The sequence below is a fragment of the Ornithinimicrobium carbonis genome (assembly GCF_977012275.1).
On sequence record NZ_OZ348993.1, the window covers coordinates 3,810,577 to 3,830,306 of the forward strand.

The window sequence follows — 19,730 nt, forward strand, 5'->3', positions numbered from 1 at the left end:
CTCCCAACTGACTAGATCAGCTGCAGCCGCTGGTGCTCCCGCAGCCCTCGCACACGTAGCACGAGCCGGCCGGGCGCATCTTCGTCCCGCAGGTCATGCAGATCGGCGCGTCGGCGACCTTGCCCTGGAACTGCTCGAGCAGCTCGGTCGAGGAGTGGATCGCCGGGTCCGTCTTGCGGGCGTCGGCGGCCCCGGTGCCGGAGGAGTCGGCGACCTTCTCGGCCTTCTGCTCCTTCTTGGCCGGGGACGTGGCCACGCCCTGGCTGAAAGACTCCAGCTCGTCCTCGTAGGCCTCGTCGTCGTTGGACTGCGTCGGCGCGTAGGACCCGGTCTCCAGCTCCCGGGCCCGCTCCTCGGCGGAGTGGATGCCCATGAAGGAGCGGGTCTCGAAGTCCAGGTAGTCCAGCGCCAGGCGGCGGAAGACGTAGTCCATGATCGACTGCGACATCCGCACGTCCGGGTCGTCGGTCAGACCGGCCGGCTCGAAGCGCAGGTTGGTGAACTTCTCGACGTAGGTCTCCAGCGGCACGCCGTACTGCAGGCCGATGGACACCGCGATCGAGAAGGCGTCCATGACACCGGCCAGGGTCGAGCCCTGCTTGCCGAACTTGAGGAAGATCTCCCCCAGGTCGCCGCTGTCGTAGGTGCCGGCCGTGAGGTAGCCCTCCGCGCCGCCGACCGCGAAGCTCGTGGTCTGGCTGCTGCGGCGCTTGGGGAGCCGCTTGCGGACGGGGCGGTACTCGATGACCTTCTCCGGCTCGCCCTTCTCGTCCGGCTTGGCGGCCTTGCCCTCCTTGCCGTCGGACAGCGGCTGGCCGACCTTGCACATGTCGCGGTAGACGGCGAGCGCCTTCAGGCCCAGGCGCCAGCCCTCCATGTAGACCTCGGCGATCTCCTCGACCGTGGCCGACTCCGGCAGGTTGACCGTCTTGGAGATCGCACCGGAGAGGAACGGCTGGACCGCGGCCATCATGTGCACGTGGCCCATGGGCTTGATCGCCCGGGCGCCCATGGCGCAGTCGAAGACCTCGTAGTGCTCGGTCTTCAGGCCGGGGGCGTCGATGACGTGGCCGTGCTCGGCGATGTACTCGACGATCGCCTCGATGGTCTCCTCGGTGTAGCCCATCTTGCGGAGCGCGCGCGGGACGGTCTGGTTCACGATCTGCATCGAACCGCCACCGACGAGCTTCTTGAACTTGACCAGCGAGAAGTCCGGCTCGATGCCGGTGGTGTCGCAGTCCATCATGAAGCCGATGGTCCCGGTCGGAGCGAGTACCGAGGCCTGGGCGTTGCGGTAGCCGTTCTTCTCGCCCAGCTTGACCACGTCGTCCCACGCCTGGGTGGCGGCCTTGTGGATCTCGGTGTCCATGGCGTCCAGCGGACGGACCTGGTCGTTGGCGGCCTGGTGCTTGCGCATGACGCGCTTGTGCGCCTCGGCGTTGCGGGAGTAGCCGTTGTAGGGCCCCACGACCGCGGCCATCTCGGCGGAGCGCTTGTAGGCGGCGCCCGTCAGCAGCGAGGTGATCGAGGCGGCCAGCGCACGGCCGCCCTCGGAGTCGTAACCGTGGCCGGTGGCCATGAGCAGCGCGCCGAGGTTGGCGTAGCCGATGCCCAGCTGACGGAAGTTGCGGGTGGTGTCGCCGATCGCCTCGGTCGGGAAGTCGGCGAAGGTGATGGAGATGTCCATCGCGGTGATGACCAGCTCGACCACGGACCGGTAGGTCTCCACGTCAAAGGTGTCGTCGTCGCGCAGGAACTTCATCAGGTTCAGCGAGGCCAGGTTGCACGAGCTGTTGTCCAGCGACATGTACTCCGAGCACGGGTTGGACGCGGTGATGCGGCCGGTCTCGGGGTTGGTGTGCCAGTCGTTGATCGTGTCGTCGTACTGCAGGCCCGGGTCGGCGCACTCCCAGGCGGCCTTGGCCATCTTGTCAAAGAGCCCGCGGGCGTCCACGGTGTCGATGACCGAGCCGTCCTTGCGGGAGGTCAGGCCGAACTCCGTGCCCTCCTCGACGGCGCGCATGAACGCGTCGGTGACGCGGACGGAGTTGTTGGCGTTCTGGTACTGCACGGAGTGGATATCGGCCCCGCCCAGGTCCATGTCGAAGCCGGCGTCGCGCAGCGCGCGGATCTTGTCCTCCTCGCGCGCCTTGGTGTCGATGAACTCCTCGATGTCGGGGTGGTCCACGTCCAGGACAACCATCTTGGCCGCGCGGCGGGTCGCGCCGCCGGACTTGATCGTGCCCGCGGAGGCGTCGGCGCCGCGCATGAAGGAGACCGGGCCGGAGGCGGTGCCGCCGGAGGAGAGCAGCTCCTTGGAGGAGCGGATGCGGGAGAGGTTGAGGCCGGCGCCGGAGCCACCCTTGAAGATGAAGCCCTCGTCGCGGTACCAGTTGAGGATCGAGTCCATCGAGTCGTCGACGGACAGGATGAAGCAGGCGCTGACCTGCTGCGGGCTCTGCGTGCCCACGTTGAACCAGACCGGGGAGTTGAACGAGAAGACCTGGTGGATGAGCGTGTAGGTCAGCTCGTGCTCGAAGATCTCCGCGTCCTCGTCGGTGGCGAAGTAGCCGTGCTCCTTGCCCGCCTTGACGTAGGTCAGCACCACGCGGTCGACCAGCTGCTTCAGACCCTGCTCGCGCTCCGGGGTGCCCACCGCACCGCGGAAGTACTTGGTCGTCACGATCGTCGAGGCGTTCGCCGACCAGAAGTCGGGGAACTCCACGCCGCGCTGCTCGAAGATCGTCTCGCCGCTCTTCCAGTTGGTCTGGACGACGTCCCGCTTCTCCCAGGTGACCTGGTCGTAGGGGTGGACGCCCGGGGTGGTGAAGATCCGCCCGATCTTCAGCCCCTTGTCGCCGCGGCGGGTCCGCGACTTGGCCCCTGTCGTCTCCGTCATGCTTGTCTCCCTTGGTGCGTGGTGGGTGTGGTGCGTGCTTGCGTGCTGCGTGGTCCGTGGTGATCCAGTCCACCGGACGGGTCCGACATACCCGGTGGCCTGCGAAGGTGCGGTGCTACCGCATACCCCCTGGTGGTGAGAGCTGCGCGTCCTGCTCGGTCCGCAGGAGCGTGATCGCCTGCTCGAAGTCCCCGAGCGAGTCGAACGCCTGGTAGACCGAGGCGAAGCGCAGGTAGGCCACCTCGTCGAGGCAGCGCAGGGGGTCGAGGATCGCCAGGCCGACCTCGTGCGCGTCGACCTCCGCCTGCCCCTGCGAGCGGATGGTCTCCTCGACCTGCTGAGCCAGGATCTGGAGCTGGTCGTCGGTGACCGGGCGGCCCTGGCAGGCCTTGCGGACGCCGGTGATGACCTTGTCCCGGCTGAACGGCTCGGTCACCCCGGACCGCTTGATGACCGAGAGGGTGGCCGTCTCCACGGTGCCGAACCGGCGCCCGCACTCGGGGCACTGGCGGCGCCGGCGGATGACGGTGCCCTCCTCCTGGACGCGGCTGTCGACGACCCGGGAGTCGGTGTGACGGCAGAAGGGGCAGTGCACGACTCTCCTCCTCGAGGGTGCGGGCAGCACGACTTCGACACCCCCTGACGGGGGCGTCCTGTGTGCTGATCTGGGGACGACCTGTGGATGACATGTGGGAACACGTCCTCTAGCTGTGCACAACATGTGGAGGAACCACAGTGCTGTAACTACTAGATGTTGCGATCGTATGCCGCTCCGCCCCCAGATGCAACACCCCGTCCCGGGCGGTTCTACAGACCCGCAGGTCAGGCGCGGTCGCCCCGGTGTGTCGCCCCGGCGTGTCGCCGGGAAGGCTCCGCGGGACCCGGGGAACGGCCGCTCAGAACGGCACCTGGGTGGTCAGCAGACCGGTCACCGGGGCTCGCCCGCTGACGGCACGGCAGAACTCGAACGCGTCCATCGAGATGCGCTCACCGTCCTCGCCCTCCTGCCACCGCCCGCCCGCGGGACCGGTGAGCTCGAGCACGAACGGGGAGCCGTGCCGACCGGCCCACTCCTTGACGACGTCGTCGACGATCACCCCCTCGTGCTGGGGCGTGGCCACCATGGGGATCCCGGTGGCCCGGGAGATGTCGATGCGGTGCATGAAGGGGTCGCGGGTGAAGATCACGTCGATCAGGTAGGCGAACGTCCACCAGCCGTACTGCTCGTCGGCCATCGACTGCCGGCGCAGGACGTCGGGCAGACCCGTCCGCCCACGGACGGCTCGGAGGGCGGTGCGTCGGACCTCCGCCACGACCTCCGCGGGCGTCATCGAGGCGTTCCGGCGCACCTGCAGGGCCGTGAGGACGTCGATCATCAGCTCGCCGCTGCCCCGGGCCCGAAGCGTCGCAACCACCTGGCGGACCAGCTCTCGCCGGCTGGCCACCGCCTGCATCATCCCGAGCATGTGGCCGGCCATCGCCCGGACGTCCCAGCCCGGACAGTCGGTGGGGGCGGCCCACTGCTCGGGGGTGAGCCGTTCGAGGAGGTCGCCCACCCGGTCGTACTCGGTCGTCGCCAACCGTCGGGCGACCTGCCGGTCGATGCCGGGACGCCGCGCGTGGGCCCGGTCGGTGGTGGGCGAGGTGGGTGGAGCACTCATGAGGGTTCCTTCCGAGGAGAACCTGCCGGGGCTTGCCTCCGCAGGTCGAGGTTGTCGACATACATGTCCACGGCCCGGTCGAGCAGCCGGCTCCACCGGTCACCCCCGGGGTCGTTCGCGTGCTGACTGTCCACCAGCCCGCCGACCAGGGCGACCCAGAGGTCCAGGTCCTCCTGGGCGGTGATGCCGTGCCGCACGAAGATGTCCCGGGCCAGGTCCATCACCTCGACGGCCGGTGCGTAGGACTCGGGGGTGGGCTCGAAGCCGGGAATGGTGCGCAGGTTCATGAGCTGGTGCCGCGGCACGTCCTCGACGGCGAAGTCGAAGAACGTGCGCGCGACGACGCGCAGGGCGGCCCGGGTCTCGTCGGGGATCTCGGGCAGCGACGCCCGGCAGACCGCGAGGCACTCGGTCCACGCCTGCCCGAACATCGCGTCGTAGATCGCGTGCTTGGAGTCGAAGTGCGTGTAGAGCGACGGCGCCCTCATACCGACCCGCTCGGCCACCTGGCGCAGGGTGATGTCGGCCAGACCTCGTTCGCGGGCCAGCTCCCACGCCGCGTCGAGGATCTCCAGCCGGGTCGCCTGACGTCGTTCGGCCTGCCTATCTCTGTTCGGGTTACCTAACACAGTTAGATTGTGCACCCGCGGGTGCGTTTCCGTCCAGACCTTGTTGTCCAGATGTGGTGGGCCGTTACGGCACGAGCGGCAGCTTCGTCTCGCAGTCGATCGGGGTGTAGAAGCGCCCCTGGTCGTCGACGTAGGGCCCGCCGACGTAGGCCCGGCAACCGGTGTACCCGGCTCCCGGCTGGCTCGCCGGCGGCGGGGGCGGAGGCGCCGGTTGCGGCTGCGGGGCTGGCTGGGGCGGCGGCTGCGGGGCTGGCTGGGGCTGAGGAACGGGTTGCGGCGCCGGGGGCGAGTTCGCCTGCCGCTCCGCCTCGGCCCGCTCGGCAGCGATCCGCTCCGCCTCCGCACGCTCGGCGGCGACGCGATCAGCCTCGGCGCGCTGGACGGCCTGGCGCTCCGCGGCCTCCCGATCGGCGGCCTCCCGGCGCTCCGCCTCCTCCTGGGCAGCCTTCTCCTCGCGCTCCCGCTCGGCCTTCTCCTCGGCCTCCTGCTCCGCCTTCTCCCGCTCGGCCAGCTCCCTGGCCTCCTCGGCGGCGACGTGCACCTCCTGGGCGCGTGACCGCATACCCTGCACGTCCTGGCGCAACCGGTCCAGCTCACCGACGGTCAGACCTGCGGCGGACAGCGAGTCCGGTTCGACGTCGGTGAGGAGCAGGAGCAGCGCGTCGGCCGACTCGACCGCGCGATCGGACGCCTCCTCCCCCGCCTCGGGGTCGGTCTTCACCGTCTCCTCGGCCTGGGCCACCTGATCCTCGACCTGCTGCGCGCGAGCGGTGAAGGTGCACTCCTGGGCGGGGTCGTACATCCCCCGACCCGCCGCCTGCGCCTCCTCGAGCGCCGCCTCGACCTCGTCGAGGAACAGGTCGTTGGGGGCGAAGTAGACGGGGACCCCCAGGCCTGCCCGTGCGATCTCCGCGTTGACGAGAGAGTCGTCGAGGAACACCCCGGCGAGGTCGCGGCCGTAGCGGTCGGTCCGGTCTTGGTCGTACTCCAGCTCGACCTCGGTCCCCACCGGCAGCCGGTCGGCCAGGAACGCGGTCGCCTCCGGCCCCAGGCACTCGACCGCCCGGCCCGGGTGCTTGGTCTCGGGGGTGTCGACGTTGAGCAGGCGCACGCGCACCGTCTCCCCGTCGCGCACGACGTCGAGGGTGTCGCCGTCGACCACCCGGTGGACGGTGACGACCTCCCCGACCTCGTCGGCCTCGTCGACCGCGGAGTTCGCCGTCACCCCCACCGCGACCGTGACACCGAGGCCGAGCACGGCCGTGCCGAGCAACCACTTCATACCGTCTGCACCACTGCTTCTCCGGCACCCGTGCCGGCTCCTGACCTGCGACCGGCCCGTCGGACCGGCAGGACCCTCCGGGGGCCTGACCCATTCCAACACGGCGAGCCCGACAGGCCGTGCGACCGGGTCCCCGCCCTCCCGACGACGGGGCAGCAGGAGCACAATAGGAGCAGGAGCCTGATCGGGGTGGCTCCGGGAAGGACGGGGACCATGTCGTCCCTTCGCGATCGTTATGTCCACGCCGTCGTGCGCCGGCTGCCGGTGGAGGAGCGGCCCCACGTGGGGCAGGAGCTGCGCGCCTCGATCGAGGAGAAGGTGCGGGCCCGGACGGGGCCCGACCCCGCCGAGGTGGAGCGGGACGTCCTCGTCGAGCTGGGCGACCCGGAGCGGCTGGCCGCGACGTACACCGGCCGCGAGCTGCACCTCATCGGCCCGGCGGTCTACCCGCTGTGGCGCCGGGTGCTGGTGCTCCTGCTGTCGTTCGTGCCCGCCCTGGTGGCGGTCATCACCATGGTCGTGACCGTGGTCGACGGCGAGCGCAACCCGTTCGTCGTCGTCGGCGAGGGTCTGGGGGCGGCGCTCATGACGGCCGTGCAGGTCGCGTTCTGGGTGACCCTCGGCTTCGCGGTCGCCGAACGGAACGAGCAGGCCCGTCCCGGGCTGGAGGGTATGGAGCGCGGGCTCGCCTGGAACCCCGACTGGCTGCCGCCGGCGGCCGAGCGGGACGTGCCCCGGTCGGAGTCGATCGTCGGGCTGGTGTTCGCCTCGCTGGCGGGGATGCTGGTGGCGTTCGGCCCGAACCCGTCGATCCCGGTCGGTGACGAGCGGGTGCCGCTGTTCACCGAGGCCGCCTACGACGGACGCTGGATGCTCGTCGTCCTGACGCTGGCCTGGGCCGGGGTCGAGGTGCTCAAGCTCTACCGCGGGTACTGGTCCTGGCCGGCGGCGTGGTTCAACGTGGCGCAGAACGCCGCGCTCGTGGCCCTTGTCGCGTGGTGGGTCTACGTCGACGGGCTGATCAGCGAGCGCCTGCCCGAGACCGTGCCGGTCGGGGACGTGCCGCTGTGGCGGACGATACTCATCGTGGTGGTCGTGACCATCGCGACGTGGGACTCGGCGGAGTCGGTGTGGAAGGCGCGGGCGCACGAGCAGGCGGTCGCGGGGAGCTAAGATCGGGGGCCTGGGGCCCGGGCGTGCTCGCGACGTCTGGACCCTGGGCGTGGGTGGGCACCGTCTCGCGTCGTGCAGTCGATCGATGCCCTTCAGGGGGCCACGATCGACTGCGCCACGGAGCGGCTCGTGAGGCTTACCAAGTCTTTACCTGTGGACAACGGATTCTTGGGCCGGGCTGGGGCAGACTGGCTCGGTCCGTTCGCCCGCGGCCCGTGCGTGGCTGCAGACCCTGGAGGGGATCCTTGAGACGCACCCTGATCGTTGCCGTGTCCGCGCTGCTGACCCTGAGCGCCTGCGACACCTCCGGGGAGCCATCCGCCCCACCGACGAGCGAGGACTCGCTGACGACGGCGACGGCAGAGCCAGCCGCGCCGGCGGATGACACCGAGGTGACGACCGAGCCGGAGCCGACGAGCGAGGAGCCGACGGAGGAGGCGGCACCGGCGTTGGACCAGACCGAGCAGGGTGCCGAAGCTTTCGTCGAGCACTACATGGAGGAACTGAACGACGCGTTTGTCACTGGCGAAGGCGGAGAGGTCATCGAACTGAGTACGGCTGATTGTCAGTCCTGCAGCGAACTGGTGGCGGATGCCGAGGCGAACCCGGCAGGCGAGGCCCTCTTTCAAACTTCAGTGGACACCGTGGCTCTCATGGGGTCCAAGGCGCGTGTGGAAGCTGAGATTCAAGAAGCCGGTGAGGTCACGCCAGCCGTGTTCGAACTGAGCTGGCAAGACCGGTGGAAGGTAGAGGCCATCAAGATCGGCCAGCGATGAATGCGGTTCTTGCCCTTTTGCTGCTAGTCGCCTCTGGAATTTCAGACCCGCCGGAGGGCGGAGACGACGGTGGCCGCTTCAAGGCTGGTTTGGGCCGAGGCGACGGGATAGACGTCGGCCTCACGGTCGAACAGACCCATGCCCTCGCCGACTCCTACCCACCTGCCGTCTCCCCGGAGTCCCCCACGGCCTGGTACGACTACGTCGCCGTCATCGACTGCATCCCGCCCAACTCCCCCGAGCGGCCGCGGCTGGAGATCTGCGGGTTCGCCATCAGCTTCTGCGAGGAGAACGTCCCCGAGTCGAGCGGGCCGCGGTCGATCATCTACCGGCGCACCGGTTACGCCGACGGCACCGACCCCACCACGTGGGAGCCGATCGGCCCGACCTGCTTCACCGACTCGGTCCCGGCACGCAGCGGCGAACCGGCGGTCGAGCTGACCGAGGCGATGATCGTCGAGCAGTTCCACCGCACCGACTTCGCCCTTCCCCAAACCGTCCTCCAGCCGCCCGACGGCACCGCCCTGGTGAACCTGCCGGTCTACTTCGAGCTCGTCTGGCCCGACGCCGGCTTCTCCCCCTCCGAGATCGACACCACCACGCTCGTGGGCCGGCAGGTCCGGATCCGTCCCACGCTCGTCGGCGCCACCTACCTCACCGGGGACGGGACGGCGATCGGCCCGACCTCGAGCCTGGGCGGCCCCTACCCGGACGGCGACCTCACGCACACCTACGACACCGCCGCCGACGTCGCGCCCTCCATCTCCGTCGAGTACGGCGGCGAGGTCAGCGTCGACGGCGGCCCGTGGACGACCATCCCGAGCACCGCGACGATCGACGGTCCCGCCGTCGACCTGCAGGTCCTGACCTCCCGCAACCGCCTCTACTCCGACTGACGCTCCCGGGCGCGACCGCCGACGGCACGGTCCACGGCCGTCACGAAGCTCGCCCGAAAGCTTTGCGCCGCAACGAGTCCCGGGACCATGTCCGCCGCGTGCGGCATACCCGGCACGACGACGAGCTCCACCGGCACCCCGGCATCACGCAGCCGCTCGGCGTACGCCACGTCCTCGTCGTGGAACAGGTCGGCCGTGCCGACCCCCACCCAGGCCGGCGCCAGCCCGGCGAGGTCGTCGCGGCGGGCGGGCACGGCATACGCGCGGTCCTCCTCCGCGCGGACGGGGTGGCCGAGGTACCAGCCCCACGCGTCCCGGTCGTGCGCGGGCGTCCACACCATCGTCCCGCGCCCGCCGTGATCCTCGCGCAGCACCGTGCGGTCGTCGAGCATCGGGTAGACCAGGCCCTGGAACGCCAGCGGCAGCCCACGGTCGTAGGCCATCTGGGCCACCGACGCCGCCAGCCCACCACCGGCGCTGGCCCCGGCCACCCCGATCCGCGCGGGATCGACGCCCAGCTCGTCGGCGCGCCCGTGCAACCACTCCAGCGCGGCCCAGCAGTCCTCGACCGCCGCCGGGAACGGGTGCTCCGGCGCCAGCCGGTAGTCCACGCTCACCACGAGCAGCCCCAGCTCGCGCGCCAGCCGGTCGCACAGCCGGTGGTCGATCCACGGGGCGCCCACGACCATCCCGCCGCCGTGCATCCACAGCAGCGCACCGGAGGGCCGCGGGCGGTCCGGCGCCTCGTACAGGTATGCCGTGACCTCCGGCCCGCCGTCCGCACCGGGGAGCGTGGTGTGCCGGCCCGTCCCGGCCGGCACCAGCCGCGCGAGCAGGCGGTCGAGCCGGGGCCGGCGCCGCGGCGGCCGGGGGTCGTGCGGCCGGTCGAAGAGCCGCCACCACGGGCTGCGCCACTCGGGAGCAAGCGCCGCCGGTCCCTCCGGCATCGCGGGGCTCACGCCAGCTCCGGGTCGTCGTCGTCGGGCCGGTAGCGCGACCCGGTCATCATGCGGACGGTGACCAGCGTCAGCGCTACGACGTAGCCCCCGGTCAGCGCGAGGAACCACCACCCGGGCACCGTCCCGCCCGGCTGGTGCGCGGCATACCCCATGACCAGCTCGATCCCCACCACGAGCAGGACCGTCAACCCGACGATCACCATGAGGTCCTCGCGAAGCAGTCGCTCGAAGCGCACCAGCCGCCGCGGCCGGTCCAGCCACCACTCCTTGTGGGGGGCGTTGATCCCGGCCGGCCAGATCATCGCCAGGCGGGAGAGCCACAGCATCGGGAAGATCAGCAGCACCGGCACGAGGAGCACGAAGCCCAGCGCGGAGGCCCGGCTCGACCACCCGTCCGGCGTGCCGCCGCCCGACCAGTGCGTGGGTACGCGCTCTGGCAGGGTCGCGGCCAGCCACGCCAGGGCGGCCAGCCAGGCGAGCGTGGCGGCGGCGAGCACCAGCCGCGGTCCCCAGCCGGCGGGTTCGCGGGCCGTCAGCCGCGCCTCCCGGGCGACCTGACGACGTCGTTCCTCCCGCTGCTGCCACGTCTCCTCGGTGGCCCCGACCATTCGTGCTCCGTCTCTGCGGCGTCCGCGTGCAGGACGAACCTAACCCCCTACGCTGACCGGATGACGACTCCCCCGTCCTCGCCGGTGCGTGTCGAGGCGCCGGGGATCGTCCTGCGCGCCTACCGCCCCGACGACGTCGCCGACCTCGAGGCCGCCTTCGCCGACGAGGCGATCGCCCTGTGGAACCCCGGCGCGTACGGTCCGGACGCCGTCGAACGCTTCATGAGCTCGCGCAACGACTGGAGCGATGCCGACCACGCGTCCTGGGCGGTCGCCGACCCGACCGACCGGCTCGTCGGCTCGGTGTCGGTCTACAAGGTCGACCGGGACCAGGGGGACGCGGAGATCGGCTACTGGGTCGCGCCATGGGCGAGAAGACAGGGGTATGCCGTGCGCGCCGTCGGAGCCGCGTCCCGGTTCGCGTTCGGCCGGCTCGGGCTGCACCGGCTCTACCTGTTCCACGCCGTGGAGAACGCCGGCTCCTGCGCCGTGGCCCTCGCCGCCGGGTTCCGCCACGAGGGGACGATGCGGGAGTCCTACCGCTACGCCGACGGCGTCCACCACGACGAGCACCTGCACGGCCTGCTGGCCAGTGACCTCGGCCCGGAGGCGGACCGATGACCCTGCGGCCGGTCCACGACGGCTCGCCGGCCGACTGGCTCGTGGAGCACGGCCGACCGTGGCCGCAGCTGTCCCTCTTCGGCCCGGTGGGTTTCGAGGCCTACGCCCGGCTGCGGTGCATCCCCGACCCCACCCGCCCGGGGCAGTCCGAGAACGACCACGACGGCGGGGACGACCTCCCCCGGGAACTCGACCAGCTGCGCACCGTCGTGGAGGTGCTGCGACGGCATACCCGCACCCCCGACGACGCCTGGCACTGCCTGTGGGACGGCTGGGGCGACCTGCACGAGGGGGCGACGATGGTCATGACCCTGCACGACGACGGCCGTTCCGAGAGCCGGCCCGGCACGCCGGCCTTCCCGCCGGACGTGCTGGGCGGGCCGACGGTCCACCACCCGCACCGCAGCTACCACCTCTTCCGGGGGCCGCTGTCCGACCTGGGCGACTGGGGTGCTGGGCCGATCGCTCCTGGCGTGCCCCGCGGCGACCTGGTGCCCGCGTTCGTATGGCCGGACGACCGGGCCTGGTGCATCGCCTACGACACCGACCCCCACTGGGCCGGGATCGGAGGGACCCGGGAGGCCGTGGACGAACTGGTCGCGCTGGGCACGGTCGACGTGGTCCCGGCGGACCCGCAGGAGCAGCAGCCGTTCTACGGCTGAGGTGCTGGGCTGGGCAGGACAGGGCCGAGGTGATGCGGCCGGTCGGGTGTCAGCAGTCGGTGAGGTCCTCCCAGGTTCCGACGAAGCTGCCGTCCTCGGCTCCGACGAGCACCTCGCCAGGCTCCAGCCCGGCCACGTCCTCAAGAGTGAAGTGCACCCCGGGAAGGTTCTCCACACCGCCCTCGGGCAGGGCCTGCACGATGTACCCCTTGGCCGGGTCGAGCTGCGGCGGGTCGTCGGCCGCGCCCGGGACGAAGGCCTGCTCCTCCCGGTTGCGCTCGCCCATCTCCCACGTGCCGATGATCGGGTTCTCCTCGTCGGGGTCCAGCCCTCTGCGGTCACCGTGCATCACGACGGCGGCGACGTCCTCGTCCCCGCAGCTGTCCCAGACGACCGCCAGGTCACCGTCGACCGACACGACCCCCGTCCGACCGACCGTCTCGAACCCGCTCGGGGCGATGCACGCCGAGACCCCGAGCGCGACAGTAACGCCGACCGCGGCGACGACGTCCCCGCGTGCCTGCACCCGCCCCGACCACGTCCCTCCTGACCTGCGCATGCCCGACAGTAGCGCGACCCGGCCGACCGGCACCACGGACCACGCAACCACGCAACCACGCAACCACGGTCAGGGGCTGATCTCCCCCAGGATCCGCAGGTCGACCTCGTGCCCGTCGGGGCAGGGGTGCAGGTCCATCGGGCAGATCATCGGGTCGTTGTGCAGGAAGCCCGGCAGACGCTCCTCCCCCACCTCGACGCACATGGTGCACAGCGTCCGAGCGGCGTAGTTAAGGTCGCCGCCGTCAGCCCCGCACCAGCCGTACCTCCACTCCGGGTCCCGGCAGCACACCAGGTGCAGGATCTCGTCGGGATCGTTCACCAGCGAGAGGCGCGGGGCCACGTCGGCGGCGGGGTCGAGGTCCTCCTCCGTGAGGGACCGGTCGCTCATGACCCGAGTATGCCGCGAGCCCTGACGTTCAGGCCCGAGCCGACCCGCCCGTGTCCGAGCCGGCGGTGACCGGTCCGACCAGGCTCATCAGCACTACCCTGGACGAGTGGGCCACGCCCAGGTCGAGCACCGCATCGAGACGTCGTTGTGGCCCTTCGTCGAGCACGTCGTCCGCGCCTGGGCGCTGCCCGGAGTGGCGCTCTCCGTGGTCCACGGCGCGGACCAGGTCCTGGCCCGGGGTTTCGGCACCAGGAACACCGCGACCGCTGACCCGGTGACCCCCGACACCCTGTTCCACCTGGCCTCCGTCTCCAAGACGTTCGTGGCCACGGCCGTGCTCCAGCTGGTCGAGGAGGGCCGGCTCGACCTCGACGGCCGCGTCACGGCATACCTGCCGGACCTGCCCTGGGCCGATCCGCGGGCTCACCGGATCACGCCGCGGCAGCTGCTGTCCCACCGGTCCGGGCTGGGGGACGTGACCGACTACCGCTGGCACGAGCCGGAGCTGGACGACGATGCGCTGGCCCGCTTCGCCGCGGAGGTCGCCGGCTGGCCGCTGGAGCGCGACCCGGGCACGGCGTACGCCTACTCCAACGCCGCCTACGAGCTGCTCGGGCACCTCGTCGCGACCGTAAGCGGCCGGTCGTTCGAGGACGTGCTGAGGGAGCGGGTGCTGGACCCGGTGGGGATGCGGACGAGCACCTTCCTGCGCTCCGACGTCCCGCCGCACCTCGCGGTCACGCCGCACCTGGGGCTGCCGCCGCGGGTGGTGGAGGGGGCCTACCCCTACACGCGACCGCACGCGCCGAGCTCGAGCCTGCACAGCAGCGCAGCCGAGCTGGGCCGGTGGATCGTCGCCCACCTGGCCGGCGGCGCGGGGCTGCTGTCGCCGGCCACCCACGAGCTGATGTGGACGCCCACGGGCGACGCGAGCGAGGGGGACTGGCACGCGCAGATGGCGCTCGGCTGGTTCACCGGCACCTACCGCGGCCACGCGGTGGTGAACCACTCCGGCACCGACCCGGGCTTCGAGAGCAACCTGGTCCTGCTCCCCGGTCGCGGACTCGGGGTGAGCGTGCTCAGCGGCAGCAACACCGCGCCGCTCCTGTCCCTCACCCGGGCGGCGCTCGACGTGCTCCTGGGTATGCCACCGGCCCCGCCCCCCGTCCCGCCCGTCACCGTGGCGCTGGGGCCGGTGCTCCAGGCGTCGGGCGTGCCCGCGGCCGTCGACCTCTACCGGCGGCTCGCGGCCGAGAGCCGGCCGACCGTGGACGTAGGCCGTGACGACGACGGGTTCGTGGACGTCCGTGACGACGAGGGGTCGGTGGACGCCGACCGTGACGACGCCGGGTTCGTGGACGCCGTGTGGGGGTTGATCGAGATGCACCGCACCGACCTCGCCCAGCCGGTGCTGGAGCTGTGGCGGCAGGTCCGTCCGGAGTCCGCCCAGCTGTGGTTCATGACGGGGTGGGCGGCCGAGATCGAGGGCCGGCGCGAGACGGCGGTCGAGCACCTGCGCCGTGCGGCCGAGCTGGACCCGCACGACGACGAGGCCACGGCGATGTTGCGACGCCTGTCCAGCGAGGACTGACCGGCACCCCGCCCGACAGGCCGCGACGTCCCCACCCGAGCCGCTCGACGGGTTCCGGCGCCCCGCGACCGGGCCCCTACGCCGCAGACCGGGCCCGGTGCCGCAGCAGCAGCGCCACCGACATCAGCACCAGCAGCCCGGCCATCACGTAGGCGCCCAGCGTCTCTCCCGTGTCACCCACCAGGACGACCAGTCCCGCCAGCACCTGGACCACCCCGCCGACGAGGAACGCGACCTCACCGTAGAGATGGGTGAATGTGAAGTAGTGCGCGCCCACGACCACCATGGCCAGCGGGAAGAAGGCACCGGGCACGACTCCGGCGAGCAACCACACCGCCAGCAGCCCGGCCACCATCCCGAACGCCGACTGCATCGCCAGACCCCGCATGGGATGCCCCGCCGGCAGGTCCGCCCGGTCCCCCAGCAGCCGGTTCCCGGCCATCGAGACCGGCGGGATGAGCACCCCGCCCAGGAAGAGCACGGCCGACCCCACGCCCATCCCCGTCCGGTCGGCCGTCAGGCCGGCGGCCAGCCAGACCACGGCCGCCACCAGGGGTCCGAGCCACCCGCCGTGGTAGACCTCGCGCACGTCCGCTTGCGCCTCCGCGACGCCGTTCCGCTGTCCCCCGTGGCTGCTCACAACCACCCATTGTCCTCGGCCGCCCGAGCTGCCTCGACCCGCGTCGTCGCCCCGGTCTTGCCGATCGCCGAGGACAGGTAGTTGCGCACCGTCCCCGGCGAGAGGTAGAGCCGTCCGGCGATCCGCTGCACGGTCGCCCCGTCGAGCGCCTCGCGCAGCACGTCCCGCTCCCGGTCGGTCAGCGGATTGGGGCCACCGGTCAGCGACGCGGTCGCCAGCGCCGGGTCGACCACCCGCATCCCGGCGTGCACCCGCCGCACCGCCTCGGCCAGCTCGGGCGCCGGCGTGTCCTTGACGACGAAGCCGCTGGCCCCCGCGTCCATCGCCCGCCGCAGGTACCCGGGGCGCCCGAACGTCGTCACCATCAGCGGGCGCACCCCCAGCCCAGCGGCCCGCAGCGCCTCCACGGCCGCGATCCCGTCCAGCCCGGGCATCTCGATGTCCAGCAGGCACACGTCGGGCGAGGTGCGCCGCACCGCCTCCACGACCTCGTCGCCGCGCCCGACCTGGGCCACCACCTCGATGTCGGGCTCCAGGTCCAGCAGGGCGGCCAGGGCTCCGCGCACGAGCGCCTGATCGTCGGCGAGCAGCACCCGGATCACAGCTGCACCTCCAGCCGCGTCCCGGTCCCGTCGGGGCCGGGCCCCAGGTGCAGCCGTCCACCGGCCTGCTCCACCCGTTCCCGCAACCCGCGTATGCCGTTGCCCTCACCCCGGCCGCGCAGGCCGCGGCCGTCGTCGGTCACCACGATCGAGCCGGGTCCCAGCTCGACCGCGCACCGGGTGGCCCTGCTGTGCCGCACGACGTTGGTCACGGCCTCGCGCAGGACCCACGCCAACGTGATCCGGTGGCGGGGGTCGACGACCGACAGGTCCTCGGGCAGGTCCGCCATGATCCCGGCGCCGGCCAGCGCCCCGTGGGCGGACCCGACCTCGTCGGCCAGCCGGGCGACCCGCAGCCCGCCGACGGTGGCCCTGATCTCGGCGAGCGCCTGCCGGGAGAGCTGCTGCACCTCGGCGAGCTCGGCCTTGGCCCGCTCGGGGTCGACGTCGACCAGCCGCTGCGCGAGCTCGGTCTTGACCGTCACGACGGTCAGGGAGTGGCCCAGCACGTCGTGCACGTCCCGCGCCACCCGCTCACGCTCCTCGACCACGGCCAGCCGCGACTTCGTCGCCCGGTGGTGGTCGCGACGCTCGTCGGCGTACCTGGACAGGACGACGATGCCCAGCACCATGACCGCGATCCCCCAGAGCATGGCCGAGGGCCAGATCCCCCAGGCCAGCAGGGTGAGCGGCACGATGAGGGCCAGCATCACGGCTGAGACGACCCAGACCTGGCGCCACGGCAGGAAGAACACCGGCAGCGACAGCAGGAACGGGAACGTCGTCATCGCGTTCGGACCGAGCTGCCAGCCGAGCAGCAGGGCCAGGACGGTCAGCCCCAGCAGCCCCCACCACCCGACGCGGCGGGCCCGGCCGTGCCGGCCGACCGACACCAGCTCGGTCACCGGCTTGACCGTCCCCACGTAGCCGGCGGCGAACAGAGCGACCAGGACGGTCATCCCCACCTGCCACGCGAGGGCCTGGTCGGTGGCCCAGATCGCGACGACCGGGAAGGCGAGGAAGAGCAGCCAGACGGCCCCGCTCATCCAGTCCCACGTCACGGCGGGGTCGCGCTCGCTCACCCGCCCCACTGTGCCAGCCGGGGCGGGGAAGCGGCAGTGACAGGCGTCAGGTCAGCTGCGGCGCACGTGCGCGTCCTCGCCGGTGACGGCGGCGATGTCGTCGTCGGCGGTGACCAGCAGGCGTTCGGCCAGGTGCCGCAGGGCGCGGCCCGCAGCCACCTCGTCGCCGATCTCCGGGACGACCGGGTCGTCGGGCGCGCGGTGGCTGTCCCCTGCGGCCTTGAGGTGCTGCGGGGAGTCGCCGAGCAGCACCGCCTGGGCGTGGGTGTCGTCGCCGGACTCGTAGATCGAGATCCGGACCGTCCACTCCCGCACGTGGCCGGGCTGCTCCGCGCCTGGCCCGCCGGCCTCCGGAGCACCAGCCCCAGCGACCGGGACGGCGGGCGCACCCTCGCCCGCGGGCGACGGCATACCCGGTCCCCAGTCCGCGGGGGGTTCCCCGTCGTCGTGCGTCTCCGAGACGTGCAGCACCGAGCCGGGCCCGGGGAAGATCAGCCCCGTGTGCCCGTCGGACCACTCGACGACGTAGGGCGGACCGCCGTCCTCGCCGCGGACCTCCACGATCCGCCCGTCCCGCGTGGGCTCGCCCACGTGGGTGGCCGCCATGACGATCCGGGCTCCGGGGAAGGCCTTCATGACCGCTTCACCGGCACGGTCCGAGCTCCCTTGTCCTCGCCCGCCACCGGCACCTTCACCTCGAGCACCCCGTCGGTGCAGGAGGCCTCGACCGCGTCGGCGTCCGCCCCCGGGGGCAGGGTCAGGCTGCGGCGGAAGGAGCCGTAGTGGAACTCCTGGTGGTTGCGGTCCTTCTTCTCCTCGCGGCGCTCGCCGCTGATGGTGAGCACGTCGCCCTGGACGGTCACCTCGACGTCCTTCTCGGGATCCAGCCCGGGCACCTCGGCCCGCAGCACGTAGCTGCCGTCCTCGACGAAGTCCTCCACCCGGACGAACGGCGCCAGCCCCACCCCCTTGCGTCCCTTGGGTCCAGCGAGGTCCAACCACTCGAGCATCTCGGCGAGCGGGTTGGTGGTGCGGGTCAGCTCCTTGTTCATCGTTCTTCTCCTGCTCCGGGGCGACGTCGCCCCACCTTCATTCTCCGCCGGGCGGGGACGACACGCCAGGGAACGGCTCCGAAAGACGCCCGGATGTGAGCAATCAGACGGCCACGCCACCTCGGGGTGAGAACGACATCGCGGGAGCGCCCGGGTCGAGGTCGCGGGAGCGCCCGGGTCGAGGTGTCGCACGGGCGCTCGGGCAGGGGCGCCGGCCCACGGCATACCCCGGAGGGTCTCGTCGTTGTCGCCTGCATGCCCACCTCGAACCGTCGTGTCCCCCTGTCCGTCCTCGAGCTCGCCCCCCGGTCCCAGGGGATGACCCCGCGGGACGCGCTGGAGGCCTCGACGCAGCTGGCGCAGGAGGTGGACCGGCTGGGCTACCACCGGCTGTGGGTGGCCGAGCACCACGGGTCGGAGGCGTTCATGGCCTCGGCGACCTCGCTGCTGCTGGGCCACCTCGCGCAGCACACCGGTCGGATCCGGCTCGGCTCCGGCGGCGTCATGCTGCCCAACCACTCCCCGCTCATGGTCGCGGAGTACTACGGCACGCTCGCCACCCTCTACGGCGACCGCTTCGACCTGGGCCTTGGCCGCGCGCCGGGCACGGACCCGATGACCGCCGCGGCGCTGGCGCGGGGCAGCGGGCAGCTCAACGACTTCGCCGCCGACGTCATGGGGCTGCAGGGCTACCTCGGGGACCCGCGCCCCGACGCCCGGGTCCGCGCGATCCCCGGCGAGGGCACCCACGTGCCGCTGTGGATGCTCGGCTCCTCGACCGGCGGCGCCCAGGTGGCGGCGGCGCTGGGGCTGCCGTTCAGCTTCGCCTCGCACTTCGCCCCGGACCAGATCCGCGAGGCGTTCCTGGTCTACCGCGACCGCTTCAACCCCGACGCAGAGACCGCCCAGGTGGACCGGCCGACGACGATGGCCGGCGTCAACGTGCTCGTCGCGCCGACCCAGGAGGAGGCAGACTTCCTCTTCACCTCCGCCCAGCTCATGGCGATCCGCATCCGCAGCGGGCAGCCCGCGCCGATCGACCCTCCGGTGCACGACCTGTCCGAGGTGGTCCCGGCGCAGCTGATGCCGCTGGCCCAGGCGCACCAGGCGGTGCGGATGGTGGGCACGCCGGAGACCGTGGTGCCCCAGCTGGAGGAGTTCGCCGCCGCGCACGAGCTGGACGAGCTCATCGTGACGACCTACACCTACGATCCGGAGATGCGGCGGCGCTCCTACCGGCTGCTCGCGGAGGCCTGGGGTATGCAGAGCGCGCCCGCCGAGGCTGCTCACGTCGGCGCCGAGGCCTGAGAGCCCGGGGCCACACCGCACCTGCACCGCCGGGCCGAGCCTGCCCGGATCCAGCCTCCCCGGGGCCTTGTCACCGGCACCCTCCGGTGGGACCGTGACCGAATGGACACCGGCGATCGACCGCTGACCGCCCGCGAGCTGCAGCACGCGGACGGCATGGCCGACTGGCGCGCGCTGGGCTGGGGCGTGGTGGCGTGGTTCGGGACGTCGTCCCTGCGGTCGGGGGCCGCCCTGGCGCGTGCGGTCGCCGACGCCGCAGGAGGCCGGTTGCCGGACCTGGACCTGCGTCCCGGCGGGGTCCGCGTGCAGCTGCGCCGTCCCCCGGAGGGGTACGGCCCGG

At 72.0% G+C, this 19,730-nt stretch carries 21 protein-coding genes and 1 pseudogene; 8 read left to right on the forward strand and 14 right to left on the reverse strand.

Features of this window, described 5'->3' with window-relative positions; all coding sequences use genetic code 11:
• Window positions 1–16: 16 nt before the first annotated feature.
• The 5 genes from ACWHYA_RS17455 to ACWHYA_RS17475 form a co-directional block, all read right to left on the reverse strand.
• A complete protein-coding gene (locus ACWHYA_RS17455) occupies window positions 17–2,899 on the reverse strand; it encodes a vitamin B12-dependent ribonucleotide reductase (RefSeq protein ID WP_425940127.1) in 2,883 nt (960 codons plus the stop codon).
• 115 nt (window positions 2,900–3,014) lie between these two features.
• On the reverse strand, window positions 3,015–3,494 hold the full coding sequence (nrdR, locus tag ACWHYA_RS17460) for a transcriptional regulator NrdR (protein WP_425940125.1): 480 nt from the start codon (window positions 3,492–3,494) through the stop codon (window positions 3,015–3,017).
• Between the two features lie 301 nt (window positions 3,495–3,795).
• Window positions 3,796–4,560 carry a maleylpyruvate isomerase family mycothiol-dependent enzyme gene (locus tag ACWHYA_RS17465; RefSeq protein ID WP_425940123.1) on the reverse strand — a complete coding sequence of 255 codons (765 nt, stop codon included), beginning with the start codon at window positions 4,558–4,560 and terminating at the stop codon, window positions 3,796–3,798.
• Window positions 4,557–5,189, reverse strand: a complete 633-nt coding sequence (locus ACWHYA_RS17470; RefSeq protein WP_425940121.1) for a TetR/AcrR family transcriptional regulator — start codon at window positions 5,187–5,189, stop codon at window positions 4,557–4,559. The genes ACWHYA_RS17465 and ACWHYA_RS17470 overlap by 4 nt, the downstream gene beginning before the upstream one ends.
• A gap of 64 nt (window positions 5,190–5,253) precedes the next feature.
• The gene (locus tag ACWHYA_RS17475; RefSeq protein ID WP_425940119.1) at window positions 5,254–6,471 is read right to left on the reverse strand and encodes a thermonuclease family protein; all 1,218 of its coding nucleotides are present in this window, start codon (window positions 6,469–6,471) and stop codon (window positions 5,254–5,256) included.
• A 213-nt stretch (window positions 6,472–6,684) separates the two neighbouring features.
• Between ACWHYA_RS17475 and ACWHYA_RS17480 the strand changes: the two genes are divergently transcribed.
• From ACWHYA_RS17480 to ACWHYA_RS17490, 3 genes are all read left to right on the forward strand, one after another.
• Entirely contained in the window at window positions 6,685–7,644 is a 960-nt protein-coding gene (locus tag ACWHYA_RS17480; protein WP_425940117.1) for a hypothetical protein, read from the forward strand.
• Window positions 7,645–7,913: 269 nt separating this feature from the next.
• The gene (locus ACWHYA_RS17485) at window positions 7,914–8,420 is read left to right on the forward strand and encodes a DUF6318 family protein (protein ID WP_425940116.1); all 507 of its coding nucleotides are present in this window, start codon (window positions 7,914–7,916) and stop codon (window positions 8,418–8,420) included.
• An 89-nt stretch (window positions 8,421–8,509) separates the two neighbouring features.
• Window positions 8,510–9,316 (forward strand): hypothetical protein, encoded by an 807-nt coding sequence (locus tag ACWHYA_RS17490; RefSeq protein WP_425940114.1) that lies wholly within the window; start codon window positions 8,510–8,512, stop codon window positions 9,314–9,316.
• On the opposite strand, the gene ACWHYA_RS17495 is transcribed toward ACWHYA_RS17490, so the two are convergent.
• Together ACWHYA_RS17495 and ACWHYA_RS17500 are read right to left on the reverse strand one after the other, a co-directional pair.
• Complete coding sequence (locus tag ACWHYA_RS17495; protein WP_425940113.1) at window positions 9,304–10,275, reverse strand: alpha/beta hydrolase; 972 nt, start codon at window positions 10,273–10,275, stop codon at window positions 9,304–9,306. The two genes, ACWHYA_RS17490 and ACWHYA_RS17495, sit on opposite strands and share 13 nt — an antisense overlap.
• Window positions 10,272–10,883 (reverse strand): DUF1648 domain-containing protein, encoded by a 612-nt coding sequence (locus tag ACWHYA_RS17500; RefSeq protein WP_425940111.1) that lies wholly within the window; start codon window positions 10,881–10,883, stop codon window positions 10,272–10,274. The genes ACWHYA_RS17495 and ACWHYA_RS17500 overlap by 4 nt, the downstream gene beginning before the upstream one ends.
• A gap of 60 nt (window positions 10,884–10,943) precedes the next feature.
• On the opposite strand from ACWHYA_RS17500, the gene ACWHYA_RS17505 reads away from it, so the two are divergent.
• Both ACWHYA_RS17505 and ACWHYA_RS17510 read left to right on the forward strand, forming a co-directional pair.
• Complete coding sequence (locus ACWHYA_RS17505) at window positions 10,944–11,504, forward strand: GNAT family N-acetyltransferase (protein WP_425940109.1); 561 nt, start codon at window positions 10,944–10,946, stop codon at window positions 11,502–11,504.
• Complete coding sequence (locus ACWHYA_RS17510) at window positions 11,501–12,166, forward strand: hypothetical protein (protein WP_425940107.1); 666 nt, start codon at window positions 11,501–11,503, stop codon at window positions 12,164–12,166. The genes ACWHYA_RS17505 and ACWHYA_RS17510 overlap by 4 nt, the downstream gene beginning before the upstream one ends.
• Before the next feature lie 49 nt (window positions 12,167–12,215).
• On the opposite strand, the gene ACWHYA_RS17515 is transcribed toward ACWHYA_RS17510, so the two are convergent.
• Both ACWHYA_RS17515 and ACWHYA_RS17520 read right to left on the reverse strand, forming a co-directional pair.
• A complete protein-coding gene (locus ACWHYA_RS17515; RefSeq protein ID WP_448095637.1) occupies window positions 12,216–12,776 on the reverse strand; it encodes a hypothetical protein in 561 nt (186 codons plus the stop codon).
• An 18-nt stretch (window positions 12,777–12,794) separates the two neighbouring features.
• Window positions 12,795–13,115 (reverse strand): hypothetical protein, encoded by a 321-nt coding sequence (locus ACWHYA_RS17520; RefSeq protein WP_425940104.1) that lies wholly within the window; start codon window positions 13,113–13,115, stop codon window positions 12,795–12,797.
• Between the two features lie 106 nt (window positions 13,116–13,221).
• On the opposite strand from ACWHYA_RS17520, the gene ACWHYA_RS17525 reads away from it, so the two are divergent.
• Entirely contained in the window at window positions 13,222–14,706 is a 1,485-nt protein-coding gene (locus tag ACWHYA_RS17525) for a serine hydrolase (protein ID WP_425940103.1), read from the forward strand.
• A gap of 76 nt (window positions 14,707–14,782) precedes the next feature.
• Here the strand turns inward: ACWHYA_RS17525 and ACWHYA_RS17530 are convergent, their stop codons facing one another.
• Genes ACWHYA_RS17530 through ACWHYA_RS17550 form a run of 5 tightly spaced genes read right to left on the reverse strand, consistent with a single transcriptional unit; the run spans window position 14,783 to window position 18,082 of the window.
• Window positions 14,783–15,346, reverse strand: a complete 564-nt coding sequence (locus ACWHYA_RS17530) for a DUF7010 family protein (RefSeq protein ID WP_425940101.1) — start codon at window positions 15,344–15,346, stop codon at window positions 14,783–14,785.
• Window positions 15,343–15,948, reverse strand: coding sequence for a response regulator (locus ACWHYA_RS17535; protein WP_425940099.1), 606 nt, complete (start codon window positions 15,946–15,948; stop codon window positions 15,343–15,345). The genes ACWHYA_RS17530 and ACWHYA_RS17535 overlap by 4 nt, the downstream gene beginning before the upstream one ends.
• Window positions 15,945–17,030 (reverse strand): sensor histidine kinase, encoded by a 1,086-nt coding sequence (locus ACWHYA_RS17540; protein WP_425940097.1) that lies wholly within the window; start codon window positions 17,028–17,030, stop codon window positions 15,945–15,947. Before ACWHYA_RS17540 ends, ACWHYA_RS17535 begins: the two co-directional genes overlap by 4 nt.
• A gap of 51 nt (window positions 17,031–17,081) precedes the next feature.
• On the reverse strand, window positions 17,082–17,666 hold the full coding sequence (locus ACWHYA_RS17545) for a dsRBD fold-containing protein (protein ID WP_425940096.1): 585 nt from the start codon (window positions 17,664–17,666) through the stop codon (window positions 17,082–17,084).
• Complete coding sequence (locus ACWHYA_RS17550; RefSeq protein ID WP_425940094.1) at window positions 17,663–18,082, reverse strand: Hsp20/alpha crystallin family protein; 420 nt, start codon at window positions 18,080–18,082, stop codon at window positions 17,663–17,665. Before ACWHYA_RS17550 ends, ACWHYA_RS17545 begins: the two co-directional genes overlap by 4 nt.
• A 255-nt stretch (window positions 18,083–18,337) precedes the next feature.
• On the opposite strand from ACWHYA_RS17550, the gene ACWHYA_RS17555 reads away from it, so the two are divergent.
• Window positions 18,338–19,390, forward strand: coding sequence for an LLM class flavin-dependent oxidoreductase (locus ACWHYA_RS17555; protein ID WP_425940092.1), 1,053 nt, complete (start codon window positions 18,338–18,340; stop codon window positions 19,388–19,390).
• A gap of 102 nt (window positions 19,391–19,492) precedes the next feature.
• Window positions 19,493–19,730 (forward strand): annotated as a pseudogene (locus ACWHYA_RS17560) (hypothetical protein); the annotation flags it as partial.